At 65.2% G+C, this 16,331-nt stretch carries 16 protein-coding genes; 7 read left to right on the top strand and 9 right to left on the bottom strand.

What is annotated here, in order from left to right:
• The first annotated feature begins 95 nt into the window (after positions 1 to 95).
• A complete protein-coding gene (locus AC1D0O_RS22575) occupies positions 96 to 1,145 on the top strand; it encodes a 3'-5' exonuclease (RefSeq protein WP_477655730.1) in 1,050 nt (349 codons plus the stop codon).
• Positions 1,146 to 1,232: 87 nt separating this feature from the next.
• On the top strand, positions 1,233 to 1,718 hold the full coding sequence (locus AC1D0O_RS22570) for a hypothetical protein (RefSeq protein ID WP_477655729.1): 486 nt from the start codon (positions 1,233 to 1,235) through the stop codon (positions 1,716 to 1,718).
• 19 nt (positions 1,719 to 1,737) lie between these two features.
• Here the strand turns inward: AC1D0O_RS22570 and AC1D0O_RS22565 are convergent, their stop codons facing one another.
• A complete protein-coding gene (locus AC1D0O_RS22565) occupies positions 1,738 to 2,970 on the bottom strand; it encodes a multidrug effflux MFS transporter (protein ID WP_477655728.1) in 1,233 nt (410 codons plus the stop codon).
• Positions 2,967 to 3,815 carry a 16S rRNA (cytidine(1402)-2'-O)-methyltransferase gene (gene rsmI, locus AC1D0O_RS22560; RefSeq protein ID WP_477655814.1) on the bottom strand — a complete coding sequence of 283 codons (849 nt, stop codon included), beginning with the start codon at positions 3,813 to 3,815 and terminating at the stop codon, positions 2,967 to 2,969. The genes AC1D0O_RS22565 and rsmI overlap by 4 nt, the downstream gene beginning before the upstream one ends.
• A 50-nt stretch (positions 3,816 to 3,865) precedes the next feature.
• On the opposite strand from rsmI, the gene AC1D0O_RS22555 reads away from it, so the two are divergent.
• Positions 3,866 to 4,321 carry a YraN family protein gene (locus AC1D0O_RS22555; protein WP_477655727.1) on the top strand — a complete coding sequence of 152 codons (456 nt, stop codon included), beginning with the start codon at positions 3,866 to 3,868 and terminating at the stop codon, positions 4,319 to 4,321.
• Between the two features lie 26 nt (positions 4,322 to 4,347).
• On the opposite strand, the gene AC1D0O_RS22550 is transcribed toward AC1D0O_RS22555, so the two are convergent.
• Positions 4,348 to 4,665, bottom strand: coding sequence for a hypothetical protein (locus tag AC1D0O_RS22550; RefSeq protein WP_477655726.1), 318 nt, complete (start codon positions 4,663 to 4,665; stop codon positions 4,348 to 4,350).
• A 301-nt stretch (positions 4,666 to 4,966) separates the two neighbouring features.
• Here AC1D0O_RS22550 and AC1D0O_RS22545 point away from each other — a divergent pair, with 301 nt between their 5' ends.
• Positions 4,967 to 5,566 carry a phosphoheptose isomerase gene (locus tag AC1D0O_RS22545; protein ID WP_477655725.1) on the top strand — a complete coding sequence of 200 codons (600 nt, stop codon included), beginning with the start codon at positions 4,967 to 4,969 and terminating at the stop codon, positions 5,564 to 5,566.
• Complete coding sequence (locus tag AC1D0O_RS22540) at positions 5,563 to 6,225, top strand: BON domain-containing protein (RefSeq protein ID WP_477655724.1); 663 nt, start codon at positions 5,563 to 5,565, stop codon at positions 6,223 to 6,225. The genes AC1D0O_RS22545 and AC1D0O_RS22540 overlap by 4 nt, the downstream gene beginning before the upstream one ends.
• Before the next feature lie 81 nt (positions 6,226 to 6,306).
• Here the strand turns inward: AC1D0O_RS22540 and AC1D0O_RS22535 are convergent, their stop codons facing one another.
• From AC1D0O_RS22535 to AC1D0O_RS22525, 3 genes are all read right to left on the bottom strand, one after another.
• On the bottom strand, positions 6,307 to 7,221 hold the full coding sequence (locus AC1D0O_RS22535) for an NAD(P)-dependent oxidoreductase (RefSeq protein ID WP_477655723.1): 915 nt from the start codon (positions 7,219 to 7,221) through the stop codon (positions 6,307 to 6,309).
• A 72-nt stretch (positions 7,222 to 7,293) separates the two neighbouring features.
• On the bottom strand, positions 7,294 to 8,430 hold the full coding sequence (locus tag AC1D0O_RS22530; RefSeq protein WP_477655722.1) for a PilT/PilU family type 4a pilus ATPase: 1,137 nt from the start codon (positions 8,428 to 8,430) through the stop codon (positions 7,294 to 7,296).
• 52 nt (positions 8,431 to 8,482) lie between these two features.
• Positions 8,483 to 9,526 (bottom strand): type IV pilus twitching motility protein PilT, encoded by a 1,044-nt coding sequence (locus tag AC1D0O_RS22525; protein WP_436155900.1) that lies wholly within the window; start codon positions 9,524 to 9,526, stop codon positions 8,483 to 8,485.
• A gap of 48 nt (positions 9,527 to 9,574) precedes the next feature.
• On the opposite strand from AC1D0O_RS22525, the gene AC1D0O_RS22520 reads away from it, so the two are divergent.
• Positions 9,575 to 10,273: a YggS family pyridoxal phosphate-dependent enzyme gene (locus tag AC1D0O_RS22520; protein WP_477655721.1), complete on the top strand. Its 699-nt coding sequence runs from the start codon at positions 9,575 to 9,577 to the stop codon at positions 10,271 to 10,273.
• An 89-nt stretch (positions 10,274 to 10,362) separates the two neighbouring features.
• Here the strand turns inward: AC1D0O_RS22520 and AC1D0O_RS22515 are convergent, their stop codons facing one another.
• The 3 genes from AC1D0O_RS22515 to AC1D0O_RS22505 all read right to left on the bottom strand — a co-directional run bounded on the left by AC1D0O_RS22515 (position 10,363) and on the right by AC1D0O_RS22505 (position 12,853).
• Positions 10,363 to 10,920, bottom strand: coding sequence for a DUF3617 domain-containing protein (locus AC1D0O_RS22515; RefSeq protein ID WP_477655720.1), 558 nt, complete (start codon positions 10,918 to 10,920; stop codon positions 10,363 to 10,365).
• Positions 10,921 to 11,015: 95 nt separating this feature from the next.
• A complete protein-coding gene (locus AC1D0O_RS22510) occupies positions 11,016 to 12,164 on the bottom strand; it encodes an ABC transporter substrate-binding protein (protein WP_477655719.1) in 1,149 nt (382 codons plus the stop codon).
• Between the two features lie 209 nt (positions 12,165 to 12,373).
• Entirely contained in the window at positions 12,374 to 12,853 is a 480-nt protein-coding gene (locus tag AC1D0O_RS22505; RefSeq protein WP_092130297.1) for an Lrp/AsnC ligand binding domain-containing protein, read from the bottom strand.
• 121 nt (positions 12,854 to 12,974) lie between these two features.
• On the opposite strand from AC1D0O_RS22505, the gene AC1D0O_RS22500 reads away from it, so the two are divergent.
• Positions 12,975 to 15,962 carry an L-glutamate gamma-semialdehyde dehydrogenase gene (locus AC1D0O_RS22500; RefSeq protein ID WP_477655718.1) on the top strand — a complete coding sequence of 996 codons (2,988 nt, stop codon included), beginning with the start codon at positions 12,975 to 12,977 and terminating at the stop codon, positions 15,960 to 15,962.
• Positions 15,963 to 16,331: the final 369 nt, after the last annotated feature.

Genomic DNA, 16,331 nt, shown 5'->3' with positions numbered 1-16,331 from the left:
TATCTGCGAAGATAGCGTGCTTTATTTCAAGCAAACCCAGGAGCAAGCATGCAAGACGGTATCCACCCTGAGAGGTTTCACGCCTCTGTGCGCGCATGACGAGCGGGCAGCTGGGTTTCGGTTTTGACGAGGGCATGCTGGCGATGGCCGCCGAGGCCGCTGCCGCCAAGCTGCGCAAGCCCAAGGCGCCCAAGCCTGTGGCGCCGGTTCCCGCTGCGCCATCCGTCACGACCACCAGCAACCCCGAGGCCATGGCCCTGGCGCTGGAACAGCACGCCGACTACCGCGTGCTCAGGCGGCTGGTGCCGGCCATGGAATTCCCCGGCACGCCGCTGGGGCCCGTGGCCCATGTCGTGATCCTCGACACCGAAACCACCGGGCTCGACGCCTCGCGCGACCAGATCATGGAACTGGCGCTGCTGCGCATCCAGGTCGATACCCAGACCGGCCTCGCGATTGGGCCGGTGCAGGTCTACGACGGGCTGCGCGACCCCGGCATGCCGGTGCCGAAAATCGCGCGCGAGATCACCGGCATCACCGACGAGATGCTGGCGGGCCAGCAACTGGACATGGCGCGCGTCGCCAGCCTGCTGGAGGGTGTGGACCTCGTCATTGCGCACAACGCCGGTTTTGACCGCCCCTTTGTGGAAGGCCTGATTCCGCAGGCCCAAGCCTTGAACTGGGCCTGCTCTTTCGCCGACATCGACTGGACGGCGGCGGGCCACAGCTCGGCCAAGCTCAGCTACCTGGCCTCCGAACTGGGCTGGTTTTACGATGCGCACCGCGCGGAGATGGACTGCCACGCCCTGCTCAAGGTCTTGATGGCCGGGCTGCCGGGCCTGGGTGTCAACGGGCTGGCGCACCTGCTGTCGGCGTCACGCCTGCCGAGCTACCGCCTGCAAGCCACCGGCGCGTCTTTCGCGGCCAAAGATTCTCTCAAAAACCGCGGCTACCGCTGGGACAGCACCGCCAAGGTCTGGCATACGCGGCTGGGCGGTGACGCCGCACTGCAGGCCGAGTGTGAATGGCTGCAGCAGGAGGTCTACGGCGGGCGTGCCGCGCGCCTGGCGTGGGAACGCTACGACGCCGCGAGCCGCTACTCAGGCCGTGCCGGCACGCCCGGCTGGGCGCAGCTGAACGGCTAAACCTCCGGCCTTCCAGGCGGGAACAATCCCGCGCAGGCGGTGTCTGACTCTGACGGCCTTATGGCTGAATCCCAGGAGTTTCCCCCCATGAATATCGTTAAAACTGTTTCCGGCGCGGCGCTTGCCGCGCTCGTGGTCCTGGTCGCGGGCTGTGCCACCAGCGTGCAGCCCGGCATGTCGCGCGAGCAGGTCATCGCCAGCTACGGCACGCCGACGCGCACGGTGCCGCTGGCCTCGGGCACACGCCTGCAATACTCCGCCCAGCCCGCGGGCCAGTGGGCCATCATGGTCGACCTCGATGCCGCGGGCAAAGTGGTCAGCAGCAGGCAGGTCCTGAACATCCAGGACTTCTCCAGGATAGAAGTCGGCAAATGGACGCGCGCGGACGTGGAGCGCGAGTTCGGGCGCCCCGCGAAGGTCGACGGTGTGGCCTCCTGGCCGGGCGACGTCATGACCTACCGCTGGCGCGACGCCGTCCAGGACATGTTCTTCTTTGTCTACCTGGATGCGGGCAACGTGGTGCAGCGTGTCGGCCAGGGCATGGAGTTCCCGATCAGGATGAACGACCGCTGATCAAAACAAGAGGGCGGCTCTAATCGCGTGACGCAAGCCGGCCTATCTCCGGCCAGCGATGGTGCAGATACATCCAGGCGACGAGGCCTATGCACATCATGCCCAGCGACACCGCGGCCAGCGCGGGCGTGGAATGCATCACCAGCGGCGCCACGATACCGGCCACGATGCCGTTGGCGGTCGAGCCGATAAAGGCCTGCAGCGACGACGCCATGCCGCGCCGCTCAGGGTACAGGTCCAGCACCAGCAGGGTGACCACCGGCACCATCAGTGCCCAGCCGAAGGCGAACACCGCGATCGGGAACAGCGCCCACGAGGCATGCGGCGTGAAGACCAGGTTGGCCGCGAGGTTGAGCACCGAGGTCACCAGCATGACCACAAAACCGTGGCGTATCTGCTGCTTGGGCGCGATCTTGCCGGCCAGGCGGCCGCTGAGCCAGGCGCCGGACATGATGCCGGAGATGGTCAGGATGAAGAACCAGAAGAACTCCGTGGGCTGCAGCGACAGGTGCTCGCCGAGGAAGGCCGGCGCCGACAGCACATACAAAAACATGCCGTTGAAGGGCACGCCGCTGGCCAGCGCCAGCAACAGAAAGCGCGGGCTGGAGCCCAGCTGCCAGTAGCCGCGCATCAAATGGCGGACCTCGAAAGGCTGGCGATCCAGCGGCGGCAATGTTTCGGGCAGGAAGCGGAAGTTGGTCGTCCAGAGCACCACGCCCACGCCCGTGAGGAACCAGAAGATGCTGTGCCAGCCCAGGTGCACAAACAGCCACCCACCCACGATGGGCGCCAGCGCCGGCGCCACGCCGAAATAAATCGTGACCTGGCTCATGACCTGCTGGGCCTGGGCCGGCGGGTACATGTCGCGTATCACGGCGCGCGAGACCACGATGCCGGCGCCCGTCGACAGGCCCTGCACGGCGCGGAAGAAGACCAGTTGGCCTATGCTTTGCGACAGCGCGCAGCCGGCCGAAGCCAGCGTGAACAGCGCGATGCCCCAGAGCACCACCGGCCGGCGGCCGAAGCTGTCGGCCAGCGCGCCGTGGAACAGGTTCATGAAGGCAAAACCGAACAGGTAGGCCGACAGCGTCTGCTGCATCTCCACCGGCGAGGCGCCCAGCGACTGCGCGATGCCGGAAAACGCCGGGATGTAGGTGTCGATGGAAAACGGCCCCAGCATGCCGAGGATGGCCAGCAGGGCGGCGAGTGTCCAGCGCGGTGCGCGCCAAAGCTGGTCAGCGTTGGGGTTCATGCGTTTTTGAGTTTGAGGGCGGTTTCGTAGAGTTCGTTGCGGCCCACGCCGGTGATGTCGGCGGCCAGTTTCACGGCGGTCTTCAGCGGCAGTTCGGCCAGCAGCAGTTGCAGCACCCGCGTGCCGTCCTCGGCGCTTTCGGGCGTGGAAGAGGGGTGCAGCACCAGGGCGAATTCGCCGCGTGTGCGCTGCGGCCCGGCGGCCAGCCAGGCCGCGAAATCCTGCGCCGGTACCGTTGCGATTTCCTCGAACTGTTTGGTCAGCTCGCGCCCCACGGTGACGAGGCGTTCTCCCAGCACGGCCATGGCCCGTGCCAGCGCCTCGATGCGGTGCGGCGCCTCGAGGATCACGATGGCCCGCGCATCGGTTTGCAGCGTGGCAATCGCCTGGTCGCGCTCACCGGCCTTGCTCGGCAGGAAGCCGGCAAAGACAAATCCGGTTTCACCGCCCGGGCTGCCGAGGCCGGCCACGCTGAGCACCGTGGTGACGCTGCTGGCGCCGGGCAGGGGCATGACGGCCAGGCCGGCCGCGCGCACCGCGGCGACCAGGCGCGCGCCGGGATCGCTCACGGCCGGCGTGCCGGCGTCGCTGACGTAGGCTACGCGCTCGCCGCGCTGCAGGCGCTCAATCACCAGGCCGGCGGCCTGCGCCTCGTTGTGCTCGTGCACCGCGAGCAGCGGCTTGTCGATGCCGTACTGGCGCAGCAGGGGCTGGGAATGGCGCTTGTCCTCGCAGGCAATCGCGTCGACCAATTGCAGCACCTGCAGCGCGCGCAGGCTGATGTCGGCCAGGTTGCCGATGGGCGTGGCCACGACATACAGCGCACTTTCCGGATAATGCTGCATGCCCGCCGCGGCGCGCGCCGCATCCAGTGCCAGTTCGAAAGAAGCGTTCAATGTGGTTTTCCAGAAAACAGGTTTCCAAGGTGCCGCCGGCGGCCGCGGTCGCCGACGCGCGTCCCTTGCCCGGGCAGGTTACCACCAAGTCGCGCGGTGACGCAGCGGAGTCCGCCGCGCGCGCCTGCCTGGTGCGTGCCGGCCTGCGCTTCGTGGAAGCCAACTACCGCACACCCGGCCGCGGCGGCGGCGAGATCGACCTGGTGATGCGCGCGCCCGACGGCACGCTGGTGTTCGTGGAAGTGCGCCAGCGGGCGGGTGACTCGCACGGCGGCGCGGCGGCCAGCATCAGCGCCGCCAAGCGGCAGCGCATCGTGCTGGCGGCGCGCCACTACCTGATGCGTTTCGCCAGCCCGCCGCCCTGCCGTTTTGACGTGGTGCTGGTCAACGGCGCGCTGGGCGACAAAACGGCCGCCGCCATCGAGTGGCTGCCGGCGGCGTTTGATGCTTCGTGAGTGAGGGTTTGCCGGCGCGCGGCCGGCTACTTTGTCAGGGCCTGGAATTCGCTGGGGTGCACGGTCTCGAACATCTTGTTGTCGCGCAGGAAGGCGACGATCCAGTGGCCGAAGGTCTGCGTGAAATGCACGGGAACGGCCTCGTTGAGCGCGAGCGCGATGGACTGCCGGACCGACACGTCGATGTCGAGGCTGTCCGAGGGCGGCACGTCCACGCGTATCAGCATGAAGGTGTCGCGGTCTTGCAGCTCCACGCTGGGAGACGGCCATCTCGCGGCCGTCGCGCGCATAAAGGCGGCGGCTGCGTTCCTGGCGACCTCGGGATCAAAGACGGGACTGCTCATGGGGGTGCGTGGACTTCGCTCTTTTAGTAACTGTGTGTATCGATGATGGCCCAATCCTCCCCGGCGCGGCCGTCGCTTGCGGAGTTTTCAGAGGGAAGCGGGCATAGTTCCGGTAACTAGTTCCGGTTTCAGCCCTGTCATTCAAGCCATGTCATTTGCGGGTTCGCCGGGGGGTGCCGGCCGTTCGCAAAGCCTTTGATTCTATAAAGATTGCAAAGGGGATCTGCCCCAGTTTGTCGCGGAAGGCCGGGCAGGCGGGGCCTGGGTGCGAAGGGCAACCCTGACCCGCTATCATTGGCCCATGCTTGAACAACGCATAGAACAACAATTTATCGACAGCGCCGACCTCAAGTACCAGGCGGCCCAGGTCCTGTCCAAGCCGATCGCGGCGGCGGTCCATGCCATTCTGGCCAGCGTCACCAGCGGCGGCAAGGTGCTGGCCTGCGGCAACGGCGGATCGGCCGCCGACGCCCAGCATTTCGCGGCCGAGTTCGTCGGCCGCTACGAACGCGAAAGGCCCGAGCTGGGCGCGATCGCCCTGACGACGGACAGCTCCATCCTCACCGCGATCGCCAACGACTACGATTTTTCGGTGATCTTCTCCAAGCAGGTCCGCGCGCTCGGCGGCGCCGGCGACGTCCTGCTGGCCATCAGCACCAGCGGCAACTCGGCCAATGTGCTGGCCGCCATCGAGGCCGCCCACGAGCGCGAGATGACCGTGGTGGCCCTGACGGGCCGCGGCGGCGGCAAGATCACCCACGCGCTGCGTGAAACCGATGTGCATGTCTGCGTTCCGCATGAGCGGACCGCGCGTATCCAGGAAGTGCACCTTCTCGTCCTCCATTGCATCTGCGATGGCGTGGACACCCAGTTACTAGGCGACCAGGAGACCTCTGTATGAAATTTGTCCGGTTTAAACGGCTGACTTTGGCCATCATGACGGCGACCTTGCTGGGCGGCACGCTGACGGCCTGCTTCCCGCTGGTCATGGGCGGCGTCGCGGGCGGCGCGCTGGTGGCGACCGACCGCCGCACCTCCGGCGCGCAGCTGGAGGACGAGGGCATCGAATTGCGCGCCACCAGCCGCATCCGCAGCAACGTCGGCGAGCGCGTGCACGTCAACCTGACCAGCTACAACCGGCAGGTGCTGCTCACAGGTGAAGTGCCGAATGCCCAGGACAAGCAACTGGTCGAGCAGATCGTCGCGCGCGTGGAAAACGTGAACTCCGTGGTCAACGAACTGGCCATCATGGGCAACGCGACCCTGACGCAGCGCTCTTCCGACGTCCTGGTCACCGGCCGCGTCAAGGCCATGCTGGTCGATGCGCGTGATTTGTCTTCCAACGCCTTCAAGGTGATCACGGAGCGCGGCACTACCTACCTGATGGGCCGCGTCACGCAGCGCGAGGCCGATCGCGCCACCGAGGTGGTTCGTTCGACGCCCGGCGTGCAGAAGGTCATCCGGATTTTCGAAGTCATCAGCGAGGAAGAACTGGCGCGCATGCTGCCGTCCAAGCCCGCCCCGGCGCCGGCTGGAAGCAACAAGCCCGCAGGCGGCTGAAGCAAGGCAAAGCAAAGCGGCTGCACCGGTTCATCCGGTGCAGCCGCTTTTTTCTTTGGCCGTGTCGGGCCTTGAGGCGCTCTACTTGAGGCGTTTTATGAGGCTCGAAGTATCCCAGCGTTGGCCGCCCATGGCCTGCACGTCGGCGTAGAACTGGTCCACCAGGGCGGTGACGGGCAGGCGGGCGCCGTTGCGTTTGGCCTCGTCCAGCACCAGGCCCAGGTCCTTGCGCATCCAGTCGACGGCGAAACCGAAATCGAACTTGTCGGCCACCATGGTCTTGCCGCGGTTGTCGAGCTGCCAGCTTTGCGCCGCGCCCTTGCCGATCACGTCCAGCACCTGGCTCACGTCCAGCCCGGCCTTCTGGCCGAAGGCGACCGCCTCGCTCAGGCCCTGCACCAGGCCGGCGATGCAGATCTGGTTGACCATCTTGGTGAGCTGGCCCGCGCCGCTGGCGCCCATCAGCGTGAAGGCCTTGGAAAACGCCATGCCGGCGGGCTTGACGGCGTCGAAGGCCGCGGCGTCGCCGCCGCACATCACGGTCAGCGCGCCGTTCTGCGCGCCGGCCTGGCCGCCCGACACCGGGGCGTCGATGAACTGCAGGCCAAGCTTGGCGGCAGCCGCGTAGAGTTCGCGCGCCACGTCGGCCGATGCCGTGGTGTGGTCGACAAAAATGGCGCCTGGCTTCATGCCGGCGAAGGCGCCGTCCGAGCCCAGCGTGACGGCGCGCAGGTCGTCGTCATTGCCGACGCAACAGAACACGATGTCGGCGCCGGCCACCGCCAGGCGCGGCAGGGCGGCGTGCGCCGGCTTGGGGCTAGCGGCGTATTCGGCGACCCAGGCGGCGGCCTTGGCGGGACTGCGGTTGTAGACCGTGACGCTGTGGCCGGCCAGCGCCAGGTGGCCGGCCATGGGGTAGCCCATGACGCCCAGGCCCAGGAAGGCGACCTGGCGGGGAGTGGAGGATTCGTAGGTTTTGGCGGTGGTGCTGGACATGGGTAATTGCCTGAAAAAGAATGAGAAGGACGAACGAGAGCCGCCGGCGCAAAGCCGGCCTGCGGCTCCGGCTTAAACGATGGCGAAGTTTTCGGTGCCGGCCGCGAGGTCGGTCGACTTGGCGCGCGTCGAGTTGAGTTTGATCTGCAGGCGCAGGTCGTTCACCGAGTCGGCGTTGCGCAGGGCGTCTTCGTAGGTGATGAAGTGGCTTTCGAAGGCGTCGTACAGGGCCTGGTCGAAGGTTTGCATGCCCAGGTTGCGGCTTTTCTTCATGATCTCCTTGATCTCGGAGACTTCGCCCTTGAAGATCAGGTCGGAGATCAGCGGCGAGTTGAGCATGACTTCCACCGCGGCGAAACGGCCCTTGCCGTCCTGCTTGGGCACCAGGCGCTGCGAGATCATGGCCTTGAGGTTGAGCGACAAGTCCATCAGCAGCTGGGTGCGGCGCTCTTCGGGGAAGAAGTTGATCACGCGGTCCAGCGCCTGGTTGGCGCTGTTGGCGTGCAGCGTGGCCAGGCACAGGTGGCCGGTCTCGGCGAAGGCGATGGCGTGCTCCATGGTTTCGCGGTCGCGGATCTCGCCCATCAGGATCACGTCGGGAGCCTGGCGCAGCGTGTTTTTCAGCGCCGCTTCCCAGCTGTCGGTGTCCAGGCCCACTTCGCGCTGCGTGATCACGCAGTTCTTGTGCGCGTGGACGAACTCCACCGGGTCTTCAATCGTGATGATGTGGCCGTAGGACTGTTCGTTGCGCCAGTCCACCATGGCGGCCAGGGTGGTGGATTTGCCCGAGCCGGTGGCGCCGACCAGGATGGTCAGGCCGCGCTTGCTCATTACCACTTCCTTGAGCACCTGGGGCACGCCCAGCCCGTCGATGGTCGGCAGCACGGCCGGGATGGTTCGCATCACCATGCCGACCTTGCCCTGCTGGATGAAGGCGTTCACGCGAAAACGCCCCACACCGGGCGGCGAGATCGCGAAATTGCATTCCTTGGTGCGTTCAAACTCCGCCGCCTGCTTGTCGTTCATGATGGAACGCGCCAGCGCCAGCGTGTGGTTGGCGTTGAGTGGTTGCGGCGATACCTTGGTCACCTTGCCGTCCACCTTCATGGCCGGCGGGAAGTCGCCCGTGATGAACAGGTCGCTGCCGTTGCGGCTGACCATGAGTTTCAGCAGGTCGTTGATGAATTTACTGGCCTGGTCGCGTTCCATTTGCGACTCCTTTCAAACAGATTCTGTTGTCGATGGAAGACGGCGAGATGGGTCAGCCCGGGAAGTTTTCCGGGATTTTGGCTTTGCCGCGAGCCTCTGCGGCCGAAATCACATTCCGCTTGACCAAGTCCGTCAGATTCTGGTCCAGCGTCTGCATGCCCACGCTGTTGCCGGTCTGGATGGACGAATACATCTGCGCGACCTTGGCTTCGCGGATCAAATTGCGGATGGCGCTGGTGCCCAGCATGATTTCGTGCGCCGCCACGCGGCCCGCGCCGTCCTTGGTCTTGCACAGCGTCTGCGAAATCACCGCCTGCAGCGACTCCGACAGCATGGAGCGGATCATTTCCTTTTCCTCGGCCGGGAACACGTCGATGATCCGGTCAATCGTCTTGGCGGCGCTGGAGGTGTGCAGTGTGCCGAAGACCAGGTGGCCGGTTTCAGCGGCCGACATGGCCAGGCGAATGGTTTCCAGGTCGCGCATTTCACCCACCAGGATGGCGTCCGGGTCTTCGCGCAGTGCGGATTTCAGCGCGGCGTTGAAGCTCAGGGTGTGCGGTCCGACCTCACGCTGGTTGATCAGGCATTTTTTGGATTCGTGCACGAACTCGATCGGGTCTTCCACCGTCAGGATGTGGCCGTACTCGTTTTCATTCAAAAAGTTGACCATGGCCGCCAGCGTGGTGGACTTGCCCGAGCCGGTGGGGCCGGTGACCAGCACCATGCCGCGCGGCTTCATGGCCAGGTCGCCGAAAATCTTGGGTGCGTTGAGCTGCTCGAGCGTCAGGATCTTGGACGGAATGGTCCGCAGCACCGCGCCGGCGCCGCGGTTCTGGTTGAAAGCATTGACCCGGAAGCGGGCCAGCCCGTCGATTTCAAAGGAAAAGTCGACCTCGAGGAATTCTTCGTAGGTCTTGCGCTGGGTGTCGTTCATGATGTCGTACACCATGGCATGCACCTGCTTGTGGTCCAGCGGGTCGATGTTGATGCGCCGCACGTCGCCGTGAACCCGGATCATGGGCGGCAGGCCAGCCGATAAGTGCAAGTCAGACGCCTTGTTCTTGACGCTAAAAGCCAGCAGCTGCGTGATATCCATCCCGGGACCCTTTGAAAATGGTTTTCAAACTAAGTTTACAGTTCGATTATGACCACGATTGTGCGCAATCTCCAGCTAGTCCGTGACCGTATCACCACGGCCTGCGTCGCCGCCGGGCGGAACCCGGCCACCGTACGTCTGCTGGCCGTGTCCAAGACCTTTGGCGCCGACGCCGTGGCCGACGCCGCTTCGGACGGGCAACGTGCCTTCGGCGAGAACTACATCGCAGAGGGGGTGGAGAAAATCCTGGCGCTGCGCGATCGGCCTGGCGAACCCCTGGAGTGGCACTGCATAGGCCCGGTGCAAAGCAATAAAACCCGCCTGGTTGCCGAGCACTTTGACTGGGTGCAATCGGTCGACCGGGTCAAGATCGCCCAGCGCCTGAGCGAGCAGCGGCCCGATAACCTGCCGCCGCTGCAAATCTGCCTGCAGGTCAACATCGACGGCGGCGCCAACAAGTCGGGCCTGGCGCCGGACGAAGTCCTGGCCCTGGCGCGGGAGGTCGCGCAACTGCCGCGCCTGGTCCTGCGGGGCTTGATGGCCATTCCCGAACCGGCGGCGGATTTTGATTCGGCCTGCGAGTTGCATGCCAGGACCAAAGCCCTTTTTGACGCCGTCAACGCCTCCGGTGCCCTGACGACACCTATGGATACCTTGTCCTTAGGCATGACCGCCGACCTGGAGGCCGCCATTCATGCCGGTAGCACTATGGTGCGTGTAGGTACCGCGATCTTCGGGGGCCGGTAAGCCGCGACGTGGCGCGCTAACTTTCAATCGCCGTCAGCCCTCACCCCGCCCTCTCCCAGAGGGAGAGGGAGTAGGACAAGCCTGGGGCTTTATTTCTTGGGCACGGCGATCGGTTTGATATTGCCGCAATCAGCCGCAAGCCATTTGCCCGAGGCGTCCATGGTCATCTTCTCGGGTTTGCCTTTGACCGTGGTCGTGGTGTTCATCTTCATGGTGTAGGCGGTGTCGCCTGAGAAGGTCATCTCGCCCTCGCCGCTGGAGGGCGGCTGCGCGCAGACATAAGAGAACTTCATGGTGTTGCCGCTGCGCGGCGACCGGGTGGTCTTGCAGTCGCCTTGCTGCTGTTGCGGCAACTCATTGCGCTCGGCCATTTCCTTGGTGATGCACATCTTCATGCTCATGCCGCCGCCGCTGCCCGGCGCCATGGACATGCCCTGTTTGGCCATCATGTCCTGCATCTGCTTGCGTTGCTCGGGCGACATGCCGGCCAGCTGCTTTTCCATGTTGGCCATGGCTTTTTCCATCTCGCCGGAGCTCGACTGCATTTTGTTGGTGATTTCCCACAAGCCCGGCTTGGTGGTTTGCGCGGCGGCGCCGGCGGCGAAGGCCAGCGCGGCGGCTGCCAGGAGAGGTGTGGTGAATTTCATGGACGTTCCTGTTGTTGAAGTGCAAAACGGAAGCAGCTCGCATTATTGCCAGCGGCCGGGGCTTGGCAAGCCCGGGCATGCCCAGGCCTTCCGGGTCAGCGCATGAACTTTCCGCCGCGCCCGATGATGGTCAGGTCGGTATAGCGCGAACCTTCGTGGCTTTTGGGCCCGTAGTTCACGGTGAAGCCGCCGATGTTGTGGTCGCGTATGGATTCGAGCGCCGTCATCAGGCTCTCGCGGGTCAGGTTCTTGCCGGCGCGGCGCACGCCTTCGGTGAACACTTTGGCCGCGAGGAAGCCCTCCATGCTGGAAAAATCAAAATCCTTGTGGCCGGCTTCCACCATGCGTTGCTGGTATTCGCGCACGATGGCTGAGGACGGCGTGTAGGGGAAGGGCACAACCTGCGAAATCGTCACGCCGGCCCCGGCATCGCCCAGTTCCTCGGCCAGCGCCTTGGAGCCGACAAAACTCACATTGAAAAACTGGCCACCGTAGGCCTTGGCCCTGGCCTGCTTGATCAGGGCCGCGCAGGATTTGTAGGCGCTGATCTGGATCACGGCTTCCGGCGCGGCCTTGAGGATTTCCGCCAGCGGCGCAGCCACGTCCACGCTGTTGCGTTCGACGGTGACGCTGGCTGCCGGCTTGAGGTTGCGTTTGGTCAGGGCCCGCATCACGCCTTCGAGCCCGGCCTTGCCGTAGGAGTCGTTCTGGTAGAAGACGGCGATTTTGGTGATGCCGACGGTGCTCAGGTGCTGCACGATGCGCTCAGTCTCGTCAAAGTAGCTGGCGCGCACGTGGAAGAGGTTGCGGTTGAAAGGCTCGCGCAGGGCCTGCGCGCCGGTGAACGGGCCTATCAAGGGGATGCCCGCGGCGTTGATTGCCGGCACCGCCGCCAGCGTGGTCGGCGTTCCAACCGAGCCGATCAGCGCAAACACTTTGTCTTCCTCGATCAGCGCCTTGACGGCCGCGGCGGCTTTTTCCGGTTCATAACCGTCGTCACGCGAAACCAGTTTGAGCGTCCGGCCGTTGATGCCGCCCGCAGCATTGATTGAATTGAAATGGGCCAATATGCCCAGCTGCATGCGTTTGCCCAGTTCGGCCGCGGGACCGGTCTGGGCGGCGAATTGCCCGACCTGTATTTCCGCGTCCGTGACGCCGGTCTCCGCGGCGTGGGTGGAAAAGACGGAAAAGGTAGAAAGGGCCAGCAACACTGTGCCGTACGAGAACCATGGCTTGACGTTCATCTGGAGAACCCTCCCGGCGCAATGCCGATGTGTCCGGCTACGGCTTGGCTTATGCAATCCGCTTCTTAGGTACCCGCAAGGTATGCCAAGGTGGGCTGCTTGGCAACACGGTTAGCCCTCACTGAGGGGGTTTGGGGCCGAAAAATGTGGAAAACGGCCTGAAAATGGCATAAAACCGCGGGTTTTTGGGCGTTTGCCTTTCGGCGGGATTACACGCCCAGCGCCAGGCGGGTGGTGTTCTTGACCTCTTCCATCACCGCGTAAGTCCGGGTTTCACGCACGCCCGGCAGCTGCCACAGCACGGTGCCGGCAAAAGAGCGGTAGGCCGCCATGTCGGCCATGCGGGTCTTGAGCAGGTAATCGAAGCCGCCGGCCACCATGTGGCATTCGGTAATTTCGTGGTGCACCTGCACCGCCGCCTTGAAGGCCTCGAACACATTGGGCGTGGTGCGGTCCAGCAATACTTCCACAAATACCATCATGCCGGCGCCCAGCTTGAGCGGGTTGAGCAGGGCCTCATAACCGAGGATGTAGCCGTCCCGCGTCAGCCGCTGCACGCGGGCCAGCACGGCGGTGGGCGACAGGGCCACGCTTTCGGCCAGCTTAAGGTTGGAGATCCGGCCGTCCTGCTGCAGAACATTCAGGATTTTGAGGTCAATGCGGTCAATCTCTGGCGAGGCTTCGAACATGGGTAGTGAATTATTCGGTTAATTTCTCAAATTTAGCGGGAAATTCAGCATTATTCAATGGAACATCGCTGCATCCACTGAATAAGTAGCTCAAACCGTCAAATCCTCTATGGAGCCCCTAATGTCCGCCTCCCCCCGCCTGCCTTTCCCTTACCGTCCTGAAGCCGACATCGTGGCCGGCCAATTGCGGGGCCTGGCCGGCGCGCTGGACTGGGCGGCGGCGGCGCATTCGGCCCAGCCCTGGGTGCAGGCCGTGCGCGACAACCCGCCGCCCTTCTGGGCCATGGAAAGCCTGCTCAAGGAGTACCCGATTTCCAGCGCCGAAGGCCTTGCCCTGATGCGCCTGGCCGAGGCCCTGCTGCGCGTGCCGGACGCCGAAACGGCGATCGCGCTCACGGCCGACCAGCTGGGGCGCGCGGATTTTGACGGCGCCGGCGACGGCGTGATGGCGCGCTTGTCGGCTTCCGCCATCGCGATGTCCAAGCTATTTTTGCCCGAAGGCGGCCAGCCCAATCTCATGAGCAAGCTGGGCGCGCGCACCGTCGTGGCCGCCACCCTGCGCGCTGTGCAGCTGCTGGGCCGCCAGTTCGTGCTGGGCCAGACCATCGGCGACGCGATGGGTGAAGCCGACGACAGCCGCAAGAAAATCCCGAATTTGCGCTTCAGCTACGACATGCTGGGCGAGGGCGCGCGCACCGACGCCGATGCGCTGCGCTACCTGGCAAGCTACACCAACGCCATCCAGGCCATCGCCGCCGGCGCGAATGCCACGGGCCCAACGGAAAAAAACGACGGCATCTCCATCAAGCTCAGCGCGCTGCACCCGCGCTACGAAGACGCCCAGCGCGAACGTGTGATGGCCGAGCTCGTGCCGCGCGTCTGGGGCCTGTGCGAACTGTCGGCGCGCGCCAACATCAACCTCACCATTGACGCCGAGGAGGTCGACCGGCTTGAGCTGTCGCTCGATGTGTTTGAAGCGTTGGCCGCCTTGGTCGCAAAGCACCACTCGCAGTGGCAGGGCTTCGGCCTGGCCATGCAGGCCTACCAGACGCGCGCGCTCGATTTGATCGCCCACATCGCCGCCATCGCCCGCAAGTACAAGCTGCGCCTGATGTGCCGTCTGGTCAAAGGCGCCTACTGGGATTCGGAAATCAAGCGCGCGCAGGAGATGGGCCTGCCGCACTACCCGGTGTTTACGCACAAGCACCACACCGACGTGTCCTATCTGGCCTGCGCGCAGGCCCTGCTGGCCGCGCCCGATGCGATCTACCCGCAGTTCGCCGGCCACAATGCCGCGACCATCGCCGCGATTTTGCAGATGGCCTCGCGCAACGCCGTGCCGTTTGAGCTGCAGCGCCTGCACGGCATGGGGGAAGGCGTGTTCCGCGAGGTGCTCAAGAACCCGCTGATCAGCTGCCGCGTCTACGCCCCCGTGGGCGCACACCGCGACCTGCTGGCCTACCTGGTGCGCCGCCTGCTGGAGAACGGCGCCAACTCATCCTTTGTGCACCAGCTCGCCGATGAGTCGGTCGGCATGGGCGAGCTGTTGACCTCGCCGCTGCGGCTGGAGCCGGAGTCCTCGCTTCCGCTGCCGCCCGCGCTGTACGGCCCCGGCCGTCCCAACAGTCTGGGGCTGGACTTGACCGTTGAGAGCATGCGCGCGCCGCTGCTGGCCGCGCTGGCTTCCACGCCGGTGCCGGTGGTGCCGGAATTCGACCCCCGGCAGGCCGCCGCCTTGCTGGAGAAGGGTGTCAGCGCCTATCGGCAATGGAGCAAGGTGGATGTGGCCGAACGTGCGGCCGTCCTGCGCCGCGCCGCGGACGCGATGGAGCGGCAGATGCCTAAGTTCTGCGCGTTGCTGGTGAAGGAAGCCTTCAAGACCTGGGGCGACGCCGTGTCGGAGGTACGCGAGGCGGTGGACTTTCTGCGCTACTACGCCAATGAGGCCGAGCGCATCATGCAACCTGTGGCCTTGCCCGGCCCGACCGGCGAGACCAACGAGCTGCGCCTCACGGCGCGCGGCCCCTGGGTCTGCATCAGCCCCTGGAATTTCCCGCTGGCCATCTTCACCGGCCAGGTCGCGGCCGCGCTGGCCACCGGTAATACCGTGCTGGCCAAGCCCGCCGAGCAGACACCGGGCGTGGCCTGGGAGGCCGTCAAGCTGCTGCATGAAGCCGGCGTGCCCGAAGGCGCGCTGCAGCTCGCGCACGGCCCCGGCGACACCGTGGGCGCGGCCCTGGTGGCGGCGCCCCAGGTGGCCGGCGTGGTGTTCACCGGCTCCACCCAGGTCGCCAAAATCATCAACCGCGCGCTGGCCGCCAAGGACGGCCCCATCGTGCCGCTGATCGCCGAGACCGGCGGCATCAACGCCATGCTGGTCGACAGCACGGCCCTCCCCGAGCAGGTCGCTGACGCGGTGATGCAAAGCGCGTTCCGTTCCGCCGGCCAGCGCTGCTCGGCGCTGCGCCTGCTGTGCGTGCATGAGGGCATCGCCGACCACGTCATCGACATGATCAAAGGCGCGGCGCAGGAACTGGCGGCCGGCGAAACCGCCGACCTCGCCACCGATGTCGGCCCGGTCATAGACCGCGAAGCGTTTGACAACATCCAGAAGCACTTGCAGCGTTTGAATTCCAGCGCCAAGGCACTGGTCACCCCGACGGAGCGCCCACAGGCCGCGTCCGGCCCGCTGGCCAACCTGATCCCGCCCGCGGCCTTCGAAGTGCCCAGCCTGGCCGACGTGAAAGACGAGATCTTCGGCCCGGTGCTGCAGGTCGTGCGCTGGGGCAGCGGCGACCTCAAAGACCCGCAAGCCGTGATCGCGCAGATCAACGCGCTGGGCTACGGCCTGACCCTGGGCATACAGACCCGCATCGATTCCCGCGCGCAGGCCCTGGCGGCGGCCGCGCACGTCGGCAACATCTACGTCAATCGCAACATGATTGGTGCGGTGGTGGGGGTGCAGCCGTTTGGGGGAGAGGGGCTCTCCGGGACTGGCCCCAAAGCCGGTGGGCCGCATTACCTCTATCGCTTCTGTGCTGAGCAGACGGTGACGGTGAATACGACTGCGGCTGGGGGGAATGCGGCTCTCCTGGCTGGAGGGGCTTGAGGTCGGTTCTTGGTCCGACTTGACGCTTTCTCTGCAGAGGGCGGCTGGCCGGGGTTGCCCGGCGGCAAGTAACTTTCTTTTGCTTCGCCAAAAGAAAGTCACCAAAGAAAAGGCGACCCGCAGTCTGGGTCCCCTACGCTTCGCTGCGGGGCAACCTGCGGTGCTCGACTACGGCGGGGTCTCGCGCAAACTCGCTTCGCTCAGACAAGCGCGATCCCTGATCCGCCTACGTCTGCGCTCCTCGGCCCAGCCAGGACGGGGCAATCGGGATCGGGGACAAAACACAAAGAACAAACCAAGACAAACAAGGACTCGCCACGGCGAGTCCTTGTGGTTTTCAGTATGGCGAGTCCTTGTGGTTTTCAGTAT

The organism is Polaromonas sp. P1_F2, assembly GCF_056405735.1.
This window is presented reverse-complemented; position numbering and strand designations above follow the sequence as displayed.